Source organism: Streptomyces sp. NPDC048290 (assembly GCF_040652095.1).
Lineage (GTDB): Bacteria > Actinomycetota > Actinomycetes > Streptomycetales > Streptomycetaceae > Streptomyces.
Window position 1 is genome coordinate 223,367 of the sequence record NZ_JBEZLM010000008.1, and the last position, 20,035, is coordinate 243,401.

General features: G+C 72.3%; 18 protein-coding genes. 13 read left to right on the top strand and 5 right to left on the bottom strand.

Annotated features, from left to right (window positions below):
- Positions 1 to 249 precede the first annotated feature (249 nt).
- Positions 250 to 3,789, top strand: coding sequence for a DNA polymerase III subunit alpha (gene dnaE / locus AB0D49_RS16320; protein ID WP_362757478.1), 3,540 nt, complete (start codon positions 250 to 252; stop codon positions 3,787 to 3,789).
- Positions 3,790 to 3,955: 166 nt separating this feature from the next.
- Here dnaE and AB0D49_RS16325 read toward each other — a convergent pair whose 3' ends face one another.
- Positions 3,956 to 4,108 carry a hypothetical protein gene (locus AB0D49_RS16325; RefSeq protein WP_362757480.1) on the bottom strand — a complete coding sequence of 51 codons (153 nt, stop codon included), beginning with the start codon at positions 4,106 to 4,108 and terminating at the stop codon, positions 3,956 to 3,958.
- 217 nt (positions 4,109 to 4,325) lie between these two features.
- Between AB0D49_RS16325 and AB0D49_RS16330 the strand changes: the two genes are divergently transcribed.
- From AB0D49_RS16330 to AB0D49_RS16345, 4 genes are all read left to right on the top strand, one after another.
- Positions 4,326 to 5,549, top strand: coding sequence for an NYN domain-containing protein (locus AB0D49_RS16330; RefSeq protein WP_362757754.1), 1,224 nt, complete (start codon positions 4,326 to 4,328; stop codon positions 5,547 to 5,549).
- 462 nt (positions 5,550 to 6,011) lie between these two features.
- Positions 6,012 to 6,986, top strand: a complete 975-nt coding sequence (locus AB0D49_RS16335) for an ABC transporter ATP-binding protein (RefSeq protein ID WP_362757756.1) — start codon at positions 6,012 to 6,014, stop codon at positions 6,984 to 6,986.
- A gap of 133 nt (positions 6,987 to 7,119) precedes the next feature.
- Positions 7,120 to 7,947: an ABC transporter permease gene (locus AB0D49_RS16340; RefSeq protein ID WP_362757482.1), complete on the top strand. Its 828-nt coding sequence runs from the start codon at positions 7,120 to 7,122 to the stop codon at positions 7,945 to 7,947.
- A 34-nt stretch (positions 7,948 to 7,981) separates the two neighbouring features.
- The gene (locus tag AB0D49_RS16345; protein WP_362757484.1) at positions 7,982 to 8,692 is read left to right on the top strand and encodes an AAA family ATPase; all 711 of its coding nucleotides are present in this window, start codon (positions 7,982 to 7,984) and stop codon (positions 8,690 to 8,692) included.
- A gap of 252 nt (positions 8,693 to 8,944) precedes the next feature.
- On the opposite strand, the gene ybaK is transcribed toward AB0D49_RS16345, so the two are convergent.
- The 4 genes from ybaK to AB0D49_RS16365 form a co-directional block, all read right to left on the bottom strand.
- Positions 8,945 to 9,442, bottom strand: a complete 498-nt coding sequence (gene ybaK / locus AB0D49_RS16350; protein ID WP_362757485.1) for a Cys-tRNA(Pro) deacylase — start codon at positions 9,440 to 9,442, stop codon at positions 8,945 to 8,947.
- Positions 9,443 to 9,465: 23 nt separating this feature from the next.
- Entirely contained in the window at positions 9,466 to 10,206 is a 741-nt protein-coding gene (locus AB0D49_RS16355; RefSeq protein ID WP_362757487.1) for an LON peptidase substrate-binding domain-containing protein, read from the bottom strand.
- Positions 10,207 to 10,217: 11 nt separating this feature from the next.
- A complete protein-coding gene (locus tag AB0D49_RS16360) occupies positions 10,218 to 11,309 on the bottom strand; it encodes a hypothetical protein (protein ID WP_362757489.1) in 1,092 nt (363 codons plus the stop codon).
- A 260-nt stretch (positions 11,310 to 11,569) separates the two neighbouring features.
- Entirely contained in the window at positions 11,570 to 13,132 is a 1,563-nt protein-coding gene (locus AB0D49_RS16365; RefSeq protein ID WP_362757758.1) for an oxidoreductase, read from the bottom strand.
- Between the two features lie 1,156 nt (positions 13,133 to 14,288).
- Here AB0D49_RS16365 and hisD point away from each other — a divergent pair.
- The 8 genes from hisD to hisF are packed head-to-tail and all read left to right on the top strand — an operon-like array spanning position 14,289 to position 20,032.
- Positions 14,289 to 15,614: a histidinol dehydrogenase gene (gene hisD / locus AB0D49_RS16370; RefSeq protein WP_362757491.1), complete on the top strand. Its 1,326-nt coding sequence runs from the start codon at positions 14,289 to 14,291 to the stop codon at positions 15,612 to 15,614.
- Positions 15,615 to 15,652: 38 nt separating this feature from the next.
- The gene (locus AB0D49_RS16375; RefSeq protein ID WP_362757760.1) at positions 15,653 to 16,750 is read left to right on the top strand and encodes a histidinol-phosphate transaminase; all 1,098 of its coding nucleotides are present in this window, start codon (positions 15,653 to 15,655) and stop codon (positions 16,748 to 16,750) included.
- Positions 16,747 to 17,340, top strand: coding sequence for an imidazoleglycerol-phosphate dehydratase HisB (gene hisB, locus AB0D49_RS16380; RefSeq protein WP_362757493.1), 594 nt, complete (start codon positions 16,747 to 16,749; stop codon positions 17,338 to 17,340). The genes AB0D49_RS16375 and hisB overlap by 4 nt, the downstream gene beginning before the upstream one ends.
- The gene (locus AB0D49_RS16385; protein WP_362757495.1) at positions 17,337 to 17,501 is read left to right on the top strand and encodes a hypothetical protein; all 165 of its coding nucleotides are present in this window, start codon (positions 17,337 to 17,339) and stop codon (positions 17,499 to 17,501) included. Before hisB ends, AB0D49_RS16385 begins: the two co-directional genes overlap by 4 nt.
- Positions 17,498 to 18,145, top strand: a complete 648-nt coding sequence (hisH, locus tag AB0D49_RS16390) for an imidazole glycerol phosphate synthase subunit HisH (RefSeq protein WP_362757497.1) — start codon at positions 17,498 to 17,500, stop codon at positions 18,143 to 18,145. The genes AB0D49_RS16385 and hisH overlap by 4 nt, the downstream gene beginning before the upstream one ends.
- The gene (gene priA, locus AB0D49_RS16395) at positions 18,142 to 18,867 is read left to right on the top strand and encodes a bifunctional 1-(5-phosphoribosyl)-5-((5-phosphoribosylamino)methylideneamino)imidazole-4-carboxamide isomerase/phosphoribosylanthranilate isomerase PriA (RefSeq protein ID WP_362757500.1); all 726 of its coding nucleotides are present in this window, start codon (positions 18,142 to 18,144) and stop codon (positions 18,865 to 18,867) included. The genes hisH and priA overlap by 4 nt, the downstream gene beginning before the upstream one ends.
- Entirely contained in the window at positions 18,864 to 19,268 is a 405-nt protein-coding gene (locus AB0D49_RS16400; protein ID WP_362757502.1) for a RidA family protein, read from the top strand. Before priA ends, AB0D49_RS16400 begins: the two co-directional genes overlap by 4 nt.
- Positions 19,265 to 20,032, top strand: coding sequence for an imidazole glycerol phosphate synthase subunit HisF (gene hisF / locus AB0D49_RS16405; RefSeq protein ID WP_362757504.1), 768 nt, complete (start codon positions 19,265 to 19,267; stop codon positions 20,030 to 20,032). Before AB0D49_RS16400 ends, hisF begins: the two co-directional genes overlap by 4 nt.
- Positions 20,033 to 20,035 lie beyond the last annotated feature (3 nt).

Genomic DNA, 20,035 nt, shown 5'->3' on the forward strand with positions numbered 1-20,035 from the left:
CGTTTCTGTCGTCTCCAACGGGCGGGGCCGTCCGAAAGTGCCCGCTCCCGAGGCACGGCCCCCGGCTGTGGAAGTGCCCGCTCCCGCGGCACGGCCCCGCTGTGGAAGTGCCCTCTCCCGGGGCGCGGCCCCCGCTGTGAAGGTACGCGGGGCGGGCGCCGGATTGTCAGTGCGGCGGCATAGACTTCGACGCTGTCCCCAGAAGTGTCCGTCCGCCTGTCACCCAGTGTTTTCCCTGGAGGTCGCACCGTGTCCAAGCCGCCGTTCACGCACCTGCACGTCCACACCCAGTACTCGCTGCTGGACGGTGCCGCGCGGCTGAAGGACATGTTCAACGCGTGCAACGAGATGGGCATGACCCATATCGCCATGTCCGACCACGGCAATCTGCACGGGGCGTACGACTTCTTCCACACCGCGAAGAAAGCCGGGGTCACCCCGATCATCGGGATCGAGGCGTATGTCGCGCCCGAGTCCCGGCGCAACAAGCGCAAGATCCAGTGGGGCCAGCCGCACCAGAAGCGGGACGACGTCTCCGGTTCCGGCGGCTACACCCACAAGACGATGTGGGCGGTCAACGCCAAGGGCCTGCACAACATCTTCCGGCTCTCCTCCGACGCGTACGCCGAGGGCTGGCTCCAGAAGTGGCCCCGGATGGACAAGGAGACCATCGCCCAGTGGTCCGAGGGGATCGTCGCCTCCACCGGCTGCCCCTCCGGCGAGCTCCAGACCCGGCTGCGCCTCGGCCAGCACGACGAGGCCCTCAAGGCCGCCGCCGACTACCAGGACATCTTCGGCAAGGACCGCTACTTCCTGGAGCTGATGGACCACGGCATCGAGATCGAGCACCGGGTCCGTGACGGCCTCCTGGAGATCGGCAAGAAGCTCGGCATCCCCCCGCTGGTCACCAACGACTCGCACTACACCTACGCCCACGAGGCGACGGCCCACGACGCGCTGCTGTGCATCCAGACCGGCAAGAACCTCTCCGACCCGGACCGCTTCAAGTTCGACGGCACGGGCTACTACCTGAAGTCCACGGACGAGATGTACGCCATCGACTCCTCGGACGCCTGGCAGGAGGGCTGCGCCAACACCCTGCTGGTGGCCGAGATGGTCGACACCACGGGCATGTTCGAGTCCCGCAACCTGATGCCGAAGTTCGACATCCCCGACGGCTACACCGAGGTCACCTGGTTCCAGGAGGAGGTCCGCCGGGGCATGGAGCGCCGCTTCCCCGGCGGTGTCCCCGAGGACCGCGTCAAGCAGGCCGAGTACGAGATGGACGTCATCATCTCGATGGGCTTCCCCGGCTACTTCCTGGTCGTCGCCGACTTCATCATGTGGGCCAAGAAGCAGGGCATCGCGGTCGGCCCCGGCCGTGGCTCCGCGGCGGGCTCGATCGTCGCGTACGCCATGGGCATCACCGACCTCGACCCGATCCCGCACGGACTGATCTTCGAGCGGTTCCTGAACCCCGAGCGCATCTCGATGCCCGATGTCGACATCGACTTCGACGAGCGCCGGCGCGTCGAGGTCATCCGGTACGTGACGGAGAAGTACGGCGCCGACAAGGTCGCCATGATCGGCACCTACGGCACCATCAAGGCCAAGAACGCGATCAAGGACTCCGCGCGGGTGCTGGGCTACCCGTACGCGATGGGCGACCGGCTCACCAAGGCGATGCCGCCGGACGTCCTCGGCAAGGGCATCCCGCTCTCCGGCATCACCGACTCCGCCCACCCGCGCTACGGCGAGGCGGGCGAGATCCGCGGGATGTACGAGAACGAGCCGGACGTCAAGAAGGTCATCGACACCGCCCGCGGTGTGGAGGGCCTGGTCCGGCAGATGGGTGTGCACGCCGCCGGTGTGATCATGTCCAGCGAGACCATCACCGAGCATGTCCCGGTGTGGGTCCGGCACAGCGACGGGGTGACCATCACCCAGTGGGACTACCCGAGCTGTGAGTCGCTCGGCCTGCTGAAGATGGACTTCCTGGGCCTGCGCAACCTGACGATCATGGACGACGCCGTCAAGATGGTGAAGTCCAACAAGGGCATCGACATCGACCTGCTGGGCCTCCCGCTGGACGATCCGACGACCTTCGAACTGCTCCAGCGCGGTGACACCCTGGGCGTCTTCCAGTTCGACGGCGGCCCCATGCGCTCCCTGCTGCGCCTGATGAAGCCGGACAACTTCGAAGACATCTCCGCCGTCTCCGCCCTGTACCGGCCGGGCCCCATGGGCATGAACTCGCACACCAACTACGCCCTGCGCAAGAACGGCCAGCAGGAGATCACCCCGATCCACCCGGAGCTGGAGGAGCCGCTCAAGGAGGTCCTGGACGTCACCTACGGCCTGATCGTCTACCAGGAGCAGGTGCAGAAGGCCGCGCAGATCATCGCCGGGTACTCGCTGGGCGAGGCCGACATCCTGCGCCGGGTGATGGGCAAGAAGAAGCCCGAGGAACTCGCCAAGAACTTCACCATCTTCCAGGCGGGCGCCCGGAAGAACGACTACAGCGACGAGGCCATCCAGGCGCTGTGGGACGTGCTGGTCCCGTTCGCCGGATACGCCTTCAACAAGGCGCACTCGGCGGCGTACGGACTGGTCTCCTACTGGACCGCCTACCTCAAGGCGAACCACCCCGCCGAGTACATGGCGGGGCTGCTCACCTCGGTCAAGGACGACAAGGACAAGTCGGCGATCTATCTCAACGAATGCCGCCGCATGGGCATCAAGGTGCTCCCGCCGAACGTCAACGAGTCCATGTCGAACTTCGCCGCGCAGGGCGACGACGTGATCCTCTTCGGCCTCTCCGCGGTGCGCAACGTCGGCACCAACGTGGTGGAGTCGATCATCAGATGCCGCAAGGCCAAGGGGAAGTACTCCTCCTTCCCCGACTACCTCGACAAGGTCGAGGCCGTCGTCTGCAACAAGCGGACCACGGAGTCCCTGATCAAGGCCGGTGCCTTCGACTCCATGGGGCACACCCGCAAGGGTCTGACCGCGCAGTACGAACCGATGATCGACAATGTGGTCGCGGTCAAGCGCAAGGAGGCCGAGGGACAGTTCGACCTGTTCGGCGGCATGGGCGACGACGACACCAGTGAGCCCGGCTTCGGTCTGGACGTGGAGTTTGCGCCGGAGGAGTGGGAGAAGACGTATCTGCTCGCGCAGGAGCGGGAGATGCTCGGACTGTATGTGTCCGATCACCCGCTGTTCGGTCTGGAGCATGTGCTCTCCGACAAGGCGGACGCGGGTATCTCCCAGCTCACCGGCGGTGACTTCGGCGACGGCGCGGTCGTCACCATCGGCGGCATCATCTCCGGCCTCCAGCGCAAGATGACCAAGCAGGGCAACGCCTGGGCCATCGCCACCGTGGAGGACCTCGCGGGCTCCATCGAGTGCATGTTCTTCCCGGCGACCTACCAGCTGATCTCCACCCAACTGGTGGAGGACGCGGTGGTGTTCGTCAAGGGCCGGCTCGACAAGCGGGAGGACGTCCCGCGGCTGGTCGCCATGGAGCTGATGGTCCCCGACCTGTCCATGGCGGGCACCAACGCGCCGGTCGTGCTCACCATCCCGGCCACCCGGGTCACCCCGCCGATGATCAGCCGCCTCGGCGAGATCCTCCAGCACCACAAGGGCGACAGCGAGGTACGGATCAGGCTCCAGGGGCCGACGAGGACGACCGTCCTGCGGCTGGACCGGCACCGGGTGAAGCCGGACCCGGCGCTGTTCGGGGATCTGAAGGTGCTGCTGGGACCGTCCTGCCTGGCGGGCTGAGTCCGAGAGGTGCTGCTCGGGCCGTCCTGCCTGGCGGGCTGAGTCCGAGGGGGCCCGGACAGGGTCCGAGTACGACCGAGGGGCGCATCCCGTGCGGGGTGCGCCCCTCCGTCATGGCTGTGCTCCGGATGGCTGTGCCTGGCCCACGGCCCGGCCGCCACCGATGTCAGTTGTGGCCGAACCGCTTCTGCCGGCCCTTGCGCGCCACGTCGGCGGGGGTCGCCTGCTGCGCCTGCTGCTCCAGCGACGACTGCTCGGCGGACTGCTGGCTGCGCTCGGACTGCGGCTGCTTGCGATCCTGCTTCTTGTTCTTGGCCATGGTGATCTGCCTCCTGAAGGGGGTCCGGGGCCGCCCTCAGACTCACACATGCCGACATCGATCGCATTTCGGATAATTACCGTGTGTGACAGGAGGGGTGGCGTGGCAGTGTTCCGAAACGCCACGCCGATGATCGAGTTCGGGCCGTTAACCTCCGCACCGTCGGGCAGACTCGAAGAAAGCTCCAAGCAAACCTCCCAGGAAGTGGGTGAGTCGCGTGGACCGCTGCATCGTCCTGGTGGACGCCGGGTATCTGCTGGGGGCCGCCGCGAGCCTTCTGGCCGGAGAGCCCTCCAGGTCCCGCATCACCGTCGACCACGCCGCCCTGATCCAGGGCCTGCGTGACCGTGCCGAGTCCGACACCCAGCAGCCGCTGCTGCGCATCTACTGGTTCGACGGCGCCCCCGACCGGGTGCCCCAGCCCGAGCACCGCCGACTGCGTGTGATGCCCCGGGTGACCGTCCGACTCGGAGCCCTCACCCGCAGTGACGGACGGTGGGCGCAGAAGGGCGTCGACGCCGCGATGCACGCCGAACTGACCGAGCTGGCCCGCAACCGCGCCTGCTCCGATGTCGTGCTGGTCACCGGCGACGGTGATCTGCTGCCGGGCATGATGGCCGCCAAGGAGCACGGGGTCGCCGTCCACCTGTGGGCCGTACAGGCCGCCGACGGGGACTACAACCAGTCCGAGGACCTGGTCGCCGAGGCGGACGAACGGCGGGTCCTGGACCGGGCCTGGATCACCCGCGCGGTGCAGGCCAAGGAACGGGTGTGCGCGCCGCCGCCCGCGCCCCGGCCCGAGATCGCCGCGATCCTGTCGGCGCCGCTGCCGGAAGGGGCGCTCGCCGCGGCGGAGCGGCCCGCCGAGGAGCGGACCCACCCGGCCGCCGCGGCGACCGGCGGCGTCGAGGAGCGGGTGCCCGCGGCGGCCAAGGGGGTGCCCACGCCCAAGGACCTCGCCGCGCTGCGCGCGCCCGGCGCGCATCCCGACAAGCCGCAGCCGGCCACGGCGACGCTGCGGTGGTCGTCCGACAAGGGGTGGGTCGACCGGCCCGGTACGGCCGCGGAGCCGCCGGAGGTCGCCGCCATGCCGACGCTGGCGCAGCTGACCACCGCGGAGCAGCGGTGGGCGGACCGGGAGGAGGACATCACCACGGTGGGGGGCGACCCCTACGAGGTGGGGCAGGTGTTCGCCCGGCGGTGGCTGGCGCGGCTCGGGGAGCCGGGGCAGGGACATGTGCAGCGGCTGTCGGGGATGTATCCGCGCGTGCCGCACCGGATCGACGGGGAGTTGCTGCGGTACGCGGCGCGGTTCGGGTTGCTCGCGCACAAGGACGATCAGATCGATGAGCATGATCGGTACGCGATCCGGGCGGGGTTCTGGCGGGAGATCGATGTGCGGACCGGAGCGGAGCGACATCCGTCGGGGGCGGGGGAGTAGGTGGGGGTGGGGGGTGTTTTGGGTGCGGGTTGGTGGGGGTGGGGGTTGATTGCGCAGTTCCCCGCGCCCCTGGGGTGGGTGGGGGTGGGGGTGGAATTCGGGTGCGGGGCGGTGGGTTTTTTGCGCAGTTCCCCGCGCCCCTATGGGGCAGATGCCCGTGGCCCTATGGGGCAGGTCCCCGTGGCCCTATGGGGCAGGTCCCCGTGCGTCCCTATGAGGTAGATGCCCGGCGCCCCTATTGAGGCGGCTCCCCCGACCTGTGGACCTGTGGACCTGTGGACCTGTGGACCTGTGGACCTGTGGACCTGTGGGGTGGCTCCCGTGCCCTCTTGAGGGCCCCTGTGGGGGCAGATCCCCGTGCTCCTGTGTGGGGGTGCGTGAAGTGGGGGTGGGGGGGACCCCTTAGGCTGGCTGCTTGTGAGTACGGGCGCGGCAGGGGGCATCCACGAGGGTCGTGAGGTCGTGTGTGCGGTGCGCGGGCTCACCAAGACCTATCCCGCGGTGCGCGGGCGGCGCGGGGTTCCGGCGGTGCCCGAGGTGCGGGCCGCCGACGGGGTCGGGCTCGATGTGCGGCGCGGTGAGATCTTCGGACTGCTCGGGCCGAACGGCGCCGGGAAGTCCACCGTCGTACGCCAGATCACCGGGCTGATGCGGCCCGACAGCGGCACCGTGGAGATCCTCGGGCACGACATCGTCCGGCACCCGGAGCGGGCCTCGCGGATTCTCGCCTATCTCGGGCAGGAGTCGACCGCGCTCGATGAGTTGACCGTGTCCCTGGCCGCCGAGACCACCGGGCGGCTGCGCGGGCTGGACATCCGGCGGGCACGGGCCGAGCGGGACGACGTCCTCGACGAGCTGGGGCTCGCGCCGATCGCCGGGCGGGCGCTGAAGAAACTGTCCGGCGGGCAGCGGCGGCTGGCGTGTGTCGCCGCCGCGCTGATCGGGGAGCGGCCCCTCCTGGTGCTGGACGAGCCGACCACCGGCATGGACCCGGTGGCCCGCCGCGCGGTGTGGTCCGCCGTGGACCGCCGCCGCGCGGAACGCGGTACGACCGTGCTGCTGGTCACCCACAACGTCATCGAGGCCGAGACCGTCCTCGACCGGGTCGCCGTCCTGGACCGGGGCCGGGTGATCGCCTGCGACAGCCCCACCGGGCTCAAGGAGCGGGTCGCCGGAGAGGTCCGGGTGGAGCTGGTGTGGCGGGAGCGGGCGCCGCTGGAGGTGCCCGAGGTCGCCGCGCTGCGCGAGGCCGCCCAGGAGAGCGGACGGCGCTGGACGCTCCGGCTCGCGCCGGACGAGGCCCGCGCGGTGGTCGCCACGGTCACCGGCGGAGCCGCCTTCGCCGCGCTGGACGACTTCACGCTCGCCACGCCCAGCCTGGAGGACGTGTATCTGGCGCTGGGCGGCGGCGCGCGGCAGGGGCTGGTGAAGTCATGACCCGCCGCACGGCCGCCGTGCGCGCCGGTGGAATGAGCGGACGCGGCGTCCGGGCCGTACACCAGGACAGGACGGGCAGGACCGTTCCGGCCGCCGCCGCAGGAACCGACCCTGGGAAGGGGAGCAGCGCGAGGTGAGTGTCGTACCCGCAGAGGTGCTGCCGGGCAGTGCCCTGGCTTCGGACGAACGCCCCCGGCGCGCCGCCGCCGAGCTGGGGCCGCGGGCGCGGCTGTGGCCGTCGCTGGCGGCCGTGTACCGGGCGCAGCTGTCGCGGGCGCGGGTGGCGCGGATTCCGCTCCTGTTCGTGGCGACGTTTCAATCCGTCGGCATCCTGATCATGATGCGCGGGGTGGTGGACGGCAGCGGCAGCCAGGCCGAGGCCGTGGTCGCCGGGTCGTCCATCCTGGTCGTCGCGTTCGTCGCGCTGAACCTGCTCGCCCAGTACTTCGGCCAGTTGCGCGCCTCCGGTGGTCTCGACCACTACGCCACGCTGCCGGTGCCGCCCGCCGCGGTGGTGCTGGGCGCGGCGGGCGCGTACGCCTCCTTCACCGTGCCCGGCACGCTCGTCACGGCGGTGTTCGGCTGTGTGCTGTTCGGGCTGCCGCTGACCAACCTGTGGATTCTGATCGCGGTGATCCCGCTGGCCGGTGCCGCGCTCGCCGGGCTCGGCGCCGCGCTCGGGCTGCTCGCCCCCCGGCCGGAGCTGGCCACCCTGCTGGGCCAGCTCGGCATGTCGGCGGCGCTGCTCCTCGGCGTGCTGCCGCCCGAGCGGATGCCGGAACTGGTCCGTGTCGCCCGCGATCTGCTGCCCTCGACCTACGGGGTCGAGGCGTACGCGCGGACCTTCTCCGGGTCCACCGAATGGGCGTACGTCCTCGGTGACCTGGCCGTGTGCGCCGGGGTCGGGGTGATCTCGCTGGCGGTGGCCACCTGGGCCTACCGTCGGGCGGCCGTCCGGTGACGCACCGCACAGCCGGGCCTGGCACGATGTCAGGGTGACCGCTCCTTTGACGCCGCCGCCTCCGCCGCACGAGCGGCCCTCGCACAGCAGTCAGCCCGCCGACGGCGGCTCAGGGGCGTGGCATACGCCGGACGGGGCGTACGCCGCTCAGGGCGCCCTCTGGGACGCCGCCGGGGCCGCGGAGGGCGGGAAGCCGACCGGGCCGGGGCTGCGCACCGAGATACGTGAAGCCGGCGTGGTCCTGGTCGCGCTGGCCGTGCTCGGAGTGGGACTGGGGGCGCTGTGGTCCTGGCTGGCACCGCGCGTACCGCTGGTCGGGGACGTGGTGGACGGCACCTGGGCCGTGTATGTGCGGGACACCGAGGGGGAGCAGGCGATCGGGGTGGACGGGACGTTCACCTTGCTGGCGCTCGCGTTCGGGGCGGCGACGGCGGTCGCGGTGTTCGTCTGGCGGCGGCACGGCGGGGTGCCGCTGGTGGTGGCGCTGGGGGTCGGCGGACTGCTCGCCTCCGTGATCGCCTGGCGGGTCGGCGTATGGCTCGGCCCCACGGACGACGTCCTGGCCCACGCCCGTGAGGCGGGCCGGAACGTGTCCTTCTCGGCGCCGCTGGAACTCGGCGCGAAGGGGGCGCTGCTGGCGTGGTCGGTGGCGGGTCTGCTCGTCCACCTGGGTCTCACGGCCCTGTTCGGACCACGGGACGAGCAGCCTCAGGAGACCTGGGGGAGTACGGGACCGGGGGCCTAGGAGCCGGTCACGCCGGTTTCCTTCCGTGGTTCGCCCGGTGCTTCCGAATCCGCCACTTCCGCTTGCGCCGTCGCTTCGACATGCCTTTCGTCCTTAGCCGAAGAACGGGCCCGCGTCGAGGGGCCCGACACGCACGGGCCCGCGTCGAGGGCCGCACATGTACGGGCCCGTGTCGAGGGCGGCACATGTACGGGCCCGCGTCGAAGGCCGCACATGTACGGGCCCGCGTCGAAGGCCGCACATGTACGGCTGCTACGCCCGGCCGATCGGCGCGAGCACCGCCCCCGTCAGCCGCGCCAGGTCCTGCGGGGACAGTTCGACCTCCAGGCCCCGGCGGCCCGCCGAGACACAGATCGTGGCGTGGGCGGACGCCGAGGCGTCCAGGACCGTGGGCAGGCGCTTGCGCTGACCGAGGGGGGAGATCCCGCCCCGTACGTACCCGGTGGTCCGCTCCGCCGCCGCCGGGTCCGCCATGGCCGCCTTCTTGCCGCCGACCGCCGCCGCGAGCGCCTTGAGGTCCAGGGAGCCCGCCACCGGCACCACCGCCACGGTCAGCCCGCCGTCGACCTCCGCCACCAGCGTCTTGAACACCCGCTCCGGCGCCACCCCCATGGCCTCGGCCGCCTCCTCCCCGTAGGAGGGATGCGCGGGGTCGTGGTCGTAGGAGTGCACGGTGTACGGCACTCCCGCCGTCGTCAGCGCCACCGTCGCCGGGGTGCCGCCCGCCGTCTGCTTCGCCTTCTTCGCCATCCGGGCCCAGCCTCTCTCACGCCTCAGTTCAGGCTCGTCGGACCGCGGGTCAGCTCCGCGGCCGGCAAGGATGGCAGCGTACGGATGATCGCGGTCTCCGTGCGCAGCAGTTTCAGTTCGTCGCGCAGCCGCGAGGCCGCGTCCGGCGCCTGGAGGAGGCGTTGCTTGGTCGGGGTGTCCAGCATCATGGCGGCGGCCACCAGGTACGACACCACCTGCGGCTCGTCGGGCAGTTCCGCGCCGCCCGCCAGGGACCGTTCCCGCGCCCCCGCCAGCCGCTTCTGGTACTGCCGGAACGCCCGCAGCACGCCCTCGGCGAGCGCGCCCGCCTCGTCGCCCGGTTCCTCCGTCAGCGTCTCCACCTCGGCGGTCAGGAACGGGCCCGAGGTGTCCACGGACAGCAGCCGGACCCGGGTCGTGCCGGTGGCCAGCACCTCGAAGGTGCCGTCCGGGCGTTCCCGGATGGTCGCCGCGTCGGCGACGCAGCCCACGCCGTGGAACGCCTTCAGCGGATCGGGTCCGAACCCGGCGGCGGGCCCGAGGTCGGGCACCGCGGTCGGATCGGGCATGCCGGGGGAGCTGGCCGCCACCTCGTGGCCGTCGCGGATCGCCACCACGGCGAAGCGGCGCGGTTCGTCCTCGGGCGTCTTGAGGAGCGTGCGCAGCAACGCGCGGTAGCGCTCCTCGAACACATTGAGCGGGAGCACCAGCCCCGGGAACAGCACGGAGTTCAGGGGGAAGAGCGGGAGCCGGACGGTCGTCACGCCGCAGAAGCCTAGTGGTCGCCGCGGTGGGCGCGTCCGCCGTGCCCACCAGATGGAAGCGTGGAGGCCGTCCACAGGGCCCCCGTGGGGGCCGCGCGCAGCTCCCGGCGGGCCAGCAGGAACAGGCCCAGCGGGTCCTCCGCGACCCGGTCCCAGGGGAACGACGTGGCATACGGGCCGATCAGCCGCAGCTGCTCCAGCGCGTCGGCGCGTCGCTCCAGCCGCAGCAGGACGTACGCCAGCACATTGCGGATCTCCGCAGGCCAGGGGTCGGCCGGGGCGAAGGCGCCGGACAGCTCGATCGCGCGGTCCGCCGCCGCGTCCAGCCGCACCCGGGGCACGGCCTCCCCGCAGCCGTCGGTGAGATAGCCGAACGCGGCGCGCACCGGCAGCGCCCGCACCAGCGAGCCGGGCGGGGCGTCGTCGGCGGCGGGCTCGGCGAAGTCGAAACACTCGCGGTGCGAGCCGTGCCAGGACGCGCCCAGGTACTTCAGGGCGGCCACATGACAGCCGTAGTGGTGCGGAGAGCGCCGTACCGCCTCGGTCCACAGCCGCTCGAACTCGGTGTGCCCGGCGTGCGCGCCGCGCGCCCGGTCCAGCGCCAGCCGCCAGGGCACCGGATCACGCGGTACGGCCTCGGCGGCGGCCGTCACCAGTGCCTCCACCGGCGCCAGCAGCTCGGCACGGGCCGGGGAGCGCCAGGCACGGTCGGCGGCCAGCTGGGCGGCGACCAGGAGCGCGTCCGGGTCGTCCTGGTGGCCGGGGGCGGCCCGCCAGGACTCGAACCACTCGGTGCGGGCGTGCGCGAACGCGGCGAGGCGACGCGCGTAGCGGTCGCGGTTCTCCCACTCGGCCGCGCCCCGGGTGCCGGACAGCAGCCGGGCCGCCGCCGTCCACTCCTGGCGCCCGGCCGCCACCAGCGCGGGGCCGAGCCGGTCGTCGGGCGCGTCGAGGAGCACCTCGTCGTCGGCCGGGAGCCCGGCGGCGAGGTGCCCACCGGGCTCGGCTCCGGCGGGCCGGGGACCGGAGGGGTGGGGTCCGGCACCCCGGGCGATCCGGGCACCGCGCATGAAAGGGGGCAGCAGAGCCATGGTGTCGACCATTGAAAGTCGCGGATTGTGGCGGCGCCAGCCTCTCCACACAACCTCCGGAAAGTTGTACGCGCCCGGGTCAAGGGCCGGTAAAGCGTCCGGAACCGGACCGGTGTCACCTCCGTGACCTGGTCACTTCCTCCGCGATTCCTCCGCAATCCCCTTGGGTCCCGCACAGCGCGGACAGGGCCCCTGCCCGTTCCGGGCCAGGTCCGTGCCCCCTCCCCGGCAGACAGTGCCCGTACCCCGCCCGTTCACCGCCCCTTCCCGGCTCATCCTCTGCGCAGCAGCCGCGTGGCGCCCGCCGCCACCGTCGTGGCCAGAATCCAGCCGGTCAGCACCAGCGCCGTCGACAGCCACTGCCAGCCGCCGCGCAACTGCCAGAGCGTGGTCTGCCCGAGATCGATCACCGGGAGCAGCAGATCGAGGGCGAACAGCGCCGGGTCCCACGGCGGATCGCCCGCGTTGCCCGACGCCATCGGCTTCCCGGCGTACGCGAAGGCCAGCGAGCCCGCCGCCCACAGGACCGCCATCCAGACCGCGGCCCGCCCCGGGCGGTACCCGTACGCCACCGTCATGTCCTGCGCGAAGCCCCACAGCTTCGCCGCCGGGGGCAGCGTCTCGCGGCGGTGGCGCTGCTTGGCGAGCAGCACCTCCCGGGCGTCCTCCTCCTCGCCGCCCGCCCGCAGCACCGCCGCCAGCCGCTCGTACGGCTCCGGGTTGTACTCGGCGGTCGCCGCCGACACCCACGCCAGGCGCTCGGCCAGCGGGAACGGGCCGTGCGGGACGAGGTTCTCGTAGCTGAAGCCGCCCATGTGCAGGTTGCCCGGACCCGGCCAGGCGCTCGCCCGGTCCACCAGGTTGACGACCCGCGCGCCCGACAGCACCACCTTGCCGCGCTGCGGACGCTCCCCGAGGAAGCGCAGCTCCGGGACCTGGACCCGGCGCAGGGACAGCTCCTGGTCGTCGGTGAAGACGAACCGGGCCCGCTCCATGTCGACCGCGTCCCCGAACCGCCCGTCGTCCAGCCGGATGCCGCCCCGGCACTCGAACCGCTGCACCGGCGTGCCGCGCGCCGGGGTCCGCCCGCTGAGCTGGATACCGCCGACCCCGGCGGGGGTCAGGTACAGCGTCCGCTCCACGGTCAGCTGCGGCGCGTTCAGCGCGAGCCGGGAGTACGGGTTGAACAGCCGGGCCCCGCGCAGGCTCAGCGAGACGCCGACCGTGGCGCTGCGCAGGCTCAGCTCGCCGTGCGACTCCAGCATCTCCGCCTGGAGGTCCTGGCCGACGGTCAGTCCGTCCGCCGCGATCGAGCGCCCGCTGCGGTCCCGGTACACCACCGCCTGGCTGAGCAGCAGATCCGTGCCGATGTGCGCGTCGGTCAGCCGGACGCCGTTGTGGAAGCGGCAGCGCGGCAGATGCAGATCGCCCTCGGTGTGCACCCGGGCCGCCTCCAGCCGCGGCACCGAGCAGTCCAGCAGCCGCAGCGTCCGGAACCGGGCCTCCGGCAGCAGCACCTCGCCCTCGAACCGGCAGCCGCGCAGCTCGACGTACGGCTCGACCGAGCCGCCCGCGAGGTCCAGCGCGCCGGTGATGCGCGCGCCGGTCAGCTTCAGCGCGGCGACCCGGCCCGCGAGCGGCGGCGGGCCGTCCAGCAGCAGCCAGCACAGCACCCGGGCCCGCACGGTCCGCGCGGGTCCCCACGGGTGCCCGCCGTGCGGGTCGTCCACGGCGGCGTCACCGCTGCTCAGGTCGTACTCCCCGCCGTCGCGGTAGGCCCGCCACATGCCGGCCTCCGCCTCGGTCAGCTCCCGGGGCGGCTCTCCCGGCGCCACCGGTGCGCCCGGCGTCTCCGGCTCTGTCAGTTCTCCGGTCCTCGGACCGGCCCCCTCGGTCACGGTGTCCCTTCCTCCCCGTCCGGTGCTGTGTCCAGTGGGGTCCCTTAGGTTTCGTACAGCCGTTCATGCCCGCTGAGTGGCGGATTGAACACGGAACGTGAAGTCGATCGTCCCTGATTTCACAGCCGGTCACCAAGGGGGTTTTCGGAGCCGATCCCGACGGTTTCCGGACGGACGTGGTGGGGACCTGGGGGGTGATCCTGGCGGGGGCTGGGCGGCGGTCTCGGAGGGCTCGCGCGGTCCCGGCGGTGCATGGGCGGCGAACCCCGCGGGCTGCGGGCGGTCGTCCCGGGCGTGTCCGGTGTGCTGCCGGTGGTGTCGGGTCGGCTGTCCCGGAGCGGATGTGTCCGCGCGGGCTCTGGGAGGGGGCGGTCTCGGCGGTGTCCCCGTCGATGGTCCGGGGGTGTCCGGGTGGTGGTGCTGGCGGTGTCCCGGGGGTGTCGGGGGTGTCGGGGGTGTCGGGGCGGTGCCGTGGGCGGCGGTCCCGGTGGTGTCGGGGCGGTGCCGTGGGCGGCGGTCCCGGTGGTGTCGGGGCGGTGCCGTGGGCGGCGGTCCCGGTGGTGTCCGGTCGGCGGTCCGGGCGTGTCCCCGGCGACACCCGGGAGGCAGTCCGGGTGTGTCCCCGGCGACACCCGAGAGGCGGTCCAGGTGTGTCCCGGCGGTGTCCGTCCCGCACTCCCGTACGCGCCACCCGGCAGCCGTCTCAGCGCCCCTTTGGCAGCCGTCCCGGCCGTCGCCCCGACAGCCTCCCCGGCGCCCCCTTGGCCGTCGCCCCGGCCGTCGCCCCGACAGCCATCACGGCGCCCCCGGCCGTCGTCCCGGCGCTGCCCCCGAGGCCGTCCCGAAGGCGCCCCCATCGCCCCGCCCAGCCCCCGACGCCGCTCCCAGCCCCGCCCCGGCCGTCGTCCCGCCACTCCCGCCCACACCGCGCTCCCCATGCCGCCCCGGCGGTCACTCCCGCGCTCAGCATCGGAGGCCACCCCCACAGCCCCCCATCCCCGCGATGCCATCGGGACCGCCGGGACCCCCGGGGTCGTATCAACCAGCGATACGCGCGAACGGTGCCCGATGCCGGTCTGCGAGAATTGACCCCGTGATCTCCCGAATCGATCTGCGCGGCGACGCCCTCCCCGAGGGTCCCGCCCTGCGCGACCTGCTGCCCCGTGCCGACTTCGACGTCGCGGCTGCCCTGGACAAGGTGCGCCCGATCTGCGAGGCCGTGCATCATCGGGGCGACGCGGCGCTGATCGACTTCGCGGAGAAGTTCGACGGAGTGACCCTGGAACGGGTGCGGGTGCCCGTCGAGGCCCTGGACCAGGCCCTCGCCGCCCTCGACCCGGCGGTCCGCGCGGCCCTGGAGGAGTCCATCCGCCGCGCCCGGCTGGTGCACCGCGCGCAGCGCCGCACCACCCACACCACCCAGGTCGTGCCCGGTGGCACGGTCACCGAGAAGTGGGTGCCGGTCGACCGGGTCGGGCTGTACGCGCCGGGCGGCCGGTCGGTGTACCCGTCGTCCGTGATCATGAACGTGGTGCCCGCGCAGGAGGCCGGAGTGCCCTCCCTCGCGCTCGCCTCCCCCGCCCAGAAGGAGTTCGGCGGGCTGCCGCACCCCACCATCCTGGCCGCCTGCGCCCTGCTCGGCGTGGACGAGGTGTACGCGGCGGGCGGCGCCACCGCCGTCGCGATGTTCGCCTACGGCACCGAGTCCTGCCCGCCCGCGAACATGGTCACCGGCCCCGGCAACATCTGGGTCGCCGCCGCCAAGCGCTACTTCACCGGCCGGATCGGCATCGACGCCGAGGCCGGGCCCACCGAGATCGCGGTCCTCGCCGACGACAGCGCCGACCCGGCGCACGTGGCGTCCGACCTGATCAGCCAGGCCGAGCACGACCCGCTGGCCGCCGCCGTCCTGGTCACCGACTCCCCGGAGCTGGCCGACGCGGTGGAACGCGAACTCGTTCCCCAGGTCGCGGCCAGCAAGCACGTGGACGACCGCATCGCCCCCGCGCTGAAGGGCCCCCAGTCCGCGATCGTGCTGGTCGACGGCGTCGAGGAAGGGCTGCGGGTGGTCGACGCGTACGGCGCCGAGCACCTGGAGATCCAGACCCGCGACGCCGCCGCCGTCGCCGACCGGGTGCGCAACGCGGGCGCCGTCTTCATCGGCCCCTGGGCGCCGGTCTCCCTCGGCGACTACGCGGCCGGCTCCAACCACGTACTGCCCACCGGCGGCTGCGCCTGCCACTCCTCCGGGCTGTCCGTGCAGTCCTTCCTGCGCGGTATCCACCTCGTGGACTACACCCGCGACGCGCTCGCCGAGGTCGCGCACCATGTGGTGACCCTGGCGGAGGCCGAGGACCTGCCCGCGCACGGCGCGGCGATCAAGGCCAGGTTCGACTGGAAGGTTCCCGAGAGCAAGTGAGCGGCAACACCACCCCGGGCGAGACCCGGCGGACCCGCATCGACGATCTGCCGGTCCGCCCCGAACTGCGCGGCAAGACCCCGTACGGCGCGCCCCAGCTGGACGTCCCGGTGCGGCTGAACACCAACGAGAACCCCTACCCGCTGCCCGAGGAACTCGTCGAGCGGATCGCCGAGCGCGTCCGTGACGCGGCCCGCCACCTCAACCGCTACCCCGACCGGAACGCGGTCGAGCTGCGCACCCGGCTCGCCGCGTACCTCACGGACACCTCCGGGTACCCGGTGAGCACCGCCAACGTCTGGGCCGCCAACGGCTCCAACGAGGTCATCCAGCAGCTGCTCCAGACCTTCGGCGGCCCCGGCCGCACCGCCCTCGGCTTCGAGCCGTCGTACTCGATGCACACGCTGATCGCGCGCGGCACCGGCACCGGCTGGATCTCCGGGCCCCGCGCGGCCGACTTCTCGGTCGATCTGCCCGCCGCCGAGCGGGCCATCGCCGAGCACCGCCCCGACGTCGTCTTCCTCACCAGCCCCAACAACCCCACCGGCAACGCCATGCCCGCCGGGACGGTCCTCGCCCTGTACGAGGCGGCACAGGCCGCGGGCCCGTCGATGGTGGTGGTGGACGAGGCGTACGTCGAGTTCAGCCACGGCGACTCCCTGCTGCCGCTGCTCGCCGGACGCCCGAACCTGGTGATCTCCCGGACGATGTCGAAGGCGTTCGGCGCCGCCGGGCTGCGCCTCGGCTATCTCGCCGCCGACCCGGCCGTCGTCGACGCGGTCCAGCTGGTGCGGCTGCCGTACCACCTGTCCGCCGTCACCCAGGCGACCGCGCTGGCCGCCCTGGAGCACACCGGGACCCTGCTCGGCTATGTCGAGCAGCTGAAGACCGAACGGGACCGGCTGGTCGCCGAACTCCGCGCGATCGGCTATGACGTCACCGCCTCCGACGCCAACTTCGTGCAGTTCGGCCGCTTCGCCGACGCCCATGACGCCTGGCGCAAGATCCTGGAGCGCGGCGTCCTGGTCCGCGACAACGGCGTACCGGGGTGGCTGCGGGTCACCGCCGGGACACCGGAAGAGAACGACGCGTTCCTCGACGCGGTCCGTGAGCTGAAGAAGGAGCAGGAAGCATGAGCCGCGTAGGACGCGTGGAACGCACCACCAAGGAGACCTCCGTCCTGGTCGAGATCGACCTCGACGGCACCGGGAAGGTCGAGGTGTCGACCGGGGTCGGCTTCTACGACCACATGCTCGACCAGCTCGGCCGGCACGGGCTGTTCGACCTCACCGTGAAGACCGAGGGCGACCTCCACATCGACTCGCACCACACCATCGAGGACACCGCCCTCGCGCTCGGCGCCGCCTTCAAGCAGGCCCTCGGCGACAAGGTCGGCATCTACCGCTTCGGCAACTGCACGGTCCCGCTGGACGAGTCCCTCGCCCAGGTCACCGTCGACCTGTCCGGCCGCCCCTACCTGGTGCACACCGAGCCCGAGAACATGGCGCCGATGATCGGCGCCTACGACACCACGATGACCCGGCACATCCTGGAGTCCTTCGTCGCCCAGGCCCAGATCGCCCTGCACGTCCACGTGCCCTACGGACGCAACGCGCACCACATCGTGGAGTGCCAGTTCAAGGCGCTCGCGCGGGCCCTGCGCTATGCCTCGGAGCGCGACCCGCGCGCCGCCGGAATCCTCCCCTCCACGAAGGGCGCCCTGTGAACGGGATCTCCACCCTGCTGATCGTCGTCGGTCTCTTCCTGGCCGGCGGGGTCTTCTCCTTCGCCAAGCAGAAGATGCCGAAGAACCTGATCGTGCTGCTCTCGGTCGGCGCCGCCATGTGCCTGGTCGCGGGGGTCCTCCGGCTGGAGGTGTGGAGTTGACCGCCGGCCGCGCCAAGAGCGTCGTCGTCTTCGACTACGGCTTCGGCAATGTCCGCTCCGCCGAACGCGCCCTCGCCCGCGCGGGCGCCGATGTCGAGATAACCCGTGACTTCGACCGGGCGATGAACGCCGACGGGCTGCTCGTCCCCGGCGTCGGCGCCTTCGCCGCCTGCATGAACGGCCTCAAGGAGGCCCGCGGCGACTGGATCATCGGGCGCCGGCTGTCCGGCGGGCGCCCCGTCATGGGCATCTGCGTCGGTATGCAGATCCTCTTCGCCCGGGGCATCGAGCACGGCGTGGAGACCGAGGGCCTAGACGAGTGGCCCGGCTCCGTGGAGCCGCTCCAGGCCGACATCGTCCCCCACATGGGCTGGAACACCGTGACGGCCCCCGCCCACTCCGAGCTGTTCGCCGGTCTGGACGACGACGCCCGCTTCTACTTCGTGCACTCCTACGCGGTCCACGACTGGACCCTGGAGATCACCAACGCCGCCCTGCGCGCCCCCCTGGTCACCTGGTCCACGCACGGCAAGCCGTTCGTGGCCGCCGTCGAGAACGGCGCCCTGTGGGCCACCCAGTTCCACCCCGAGAAGTCCGGCGACGCCGGTGCCCAGCTCCTCACCAACTGGATCGGAACCCTGTGAGCAAGCTCGAACTCCTCCCCGCCGTCGACGTCCGCGACGGCCAGGCCGTCCGCCTGGTGCACGGCGAGTCCGGCACGGAGACCTCCTACGGCTCCCCCCTGGAGGCCGCCCTCGCCTGGCAGCGCGCGGGCGCCGAGTGGCTGCACCTGGTCGATCTGGACGCCGCCTTCGGCACCGGCGACAACCGCGAGCTGATCGCCGAGGTCACCCGGGCCATGGACATCAAGGTCGAGCTGTCCGGCGGCATCCGCGACGACGCCTCCCTGGCCGCCGCCCTCGCCACCGGCTGCACCCGCGTCAACCTCGGCACCGCCGCCCTGGAGACCCCCGAGTGGGTCGCCGGGATCATCGCCGAGCACGGCGACCAGATCGCCGTCGGCCTCGACGTCCGCGGCACCACCCTGCGCGGCCGGGGCTGGACCCGCGACGGAGGCGACCTCTACGAGACGCTGGAGCGCCTCGACAAGGAGGGCTGCGCCCGGTACGTCGTCACCGACATCGCCAAGGACGGCACCCTCCAGGGCCCCAACCTGGAGCTGCTGAGGAACGTATGTGCCGCCACCGACCGGCCGGTCGTGGCCTCCGGCGGCGTGTCGTCGCTGGACGACCTGCGGGCCCTCGCCGACCTGGTACCTCTCGGGGTGGAGGGCGCCATCGTCGGCAAGGCCCTCTACGCGAAGGCGTTCACCCTGGAGGAAGCCTTGGAGGCGGTGTCGTCATGACGTCCTCGGCCGTGCGGCGCGCGCAGAGCGGGAGCCCCTGGGAGGAGACCTTCGGTTTCGCGCGGGCCGTCGCGGCGGGCGACCGGATCCTGGTGGGCGGCACCACGTCCTTCAAGGACAGCGTGCTCTACGGCGAGGGCGACCCCTACGAGCAGGCCAAGGTCGCCTTCGGCACCGCCCTCGACGCCGTCGCCGCCTTCGGCCTCGGCCCCGAGTCGGTGATCCGCACCCGTATGTACCTCACCCATCTGCGGGACGTGGACGAGGTGGGCCGCGCCCACAAGGAACTCTTCGACGCGGTGCGCCCGGTGACGACCCTCCTGGTGGTGGAGGGGTTCGTGGACCCGCGCATCCTGGTCGAGGTGGAGCTGGAAGCCTTCAGAGGAGCCGTGGAGTCATGACCCTGGCGGTCCGAGTCATTCCCTGCCTGGACGTGGACGGCGGCCGGGTCGTCAAGGGCGTCAACTTCCAGAACCTGCGCGACGCGGGCGACCCCGTCGAGATGGCCAAGGTGTACGACGCCGAGGGCGCCGACGAACTGACGTTCCTCGACATCACCGCCTCCTCGGGCAACCGGGAGACCACCTACGACGTGGTGCGCCGCACCGCCGAGCAGGTCTTCATCCCGCTGACCGTCGGCGGCGGCGTCCGCACGGCGGACGACGTCGACCGGCTGCTGCGCGCGGGCGCCGACAAGGTCGGGGTGAACACCGCCGCGATCGTCCGCCCCGAGCTGATCCGGGAGATCGCGGAGCGCTTCGGCCGCCAGGTGCTGGTGCTGTCCGTGGACGCCCGGCGCACCGAGTCCGGCGCCTTCGAGGTGACCACCCACGGCGGTCGCCAGGGCACCGGCATCGACGCCGTCGAGTGGGCGCACCGCGCGGCCGAGCTGGGCGCCGGGGAGATCCTGCTGAACTCCATGGACGCCGACGGCACCAAGGACGGCTACGACCTGGAGATGATCGCCGCCGTCCGGCGCCATGTCACCGTCCCGGTGATCGCCTCCGGCGGCGCGGGCCGCCTCGCCGACTTCCCCCCGGCCGTCGCCGCCGGGGCGGACGCGGTGCTGGCCGCCTCCGTCTTCCACTTCGGCGATCTGCGGATCGGCGAGGTCAAGCAGACCCTGCGTGAGGCGGGCCACCCGGTGCGGCTGACCGTGGCCTGAGCG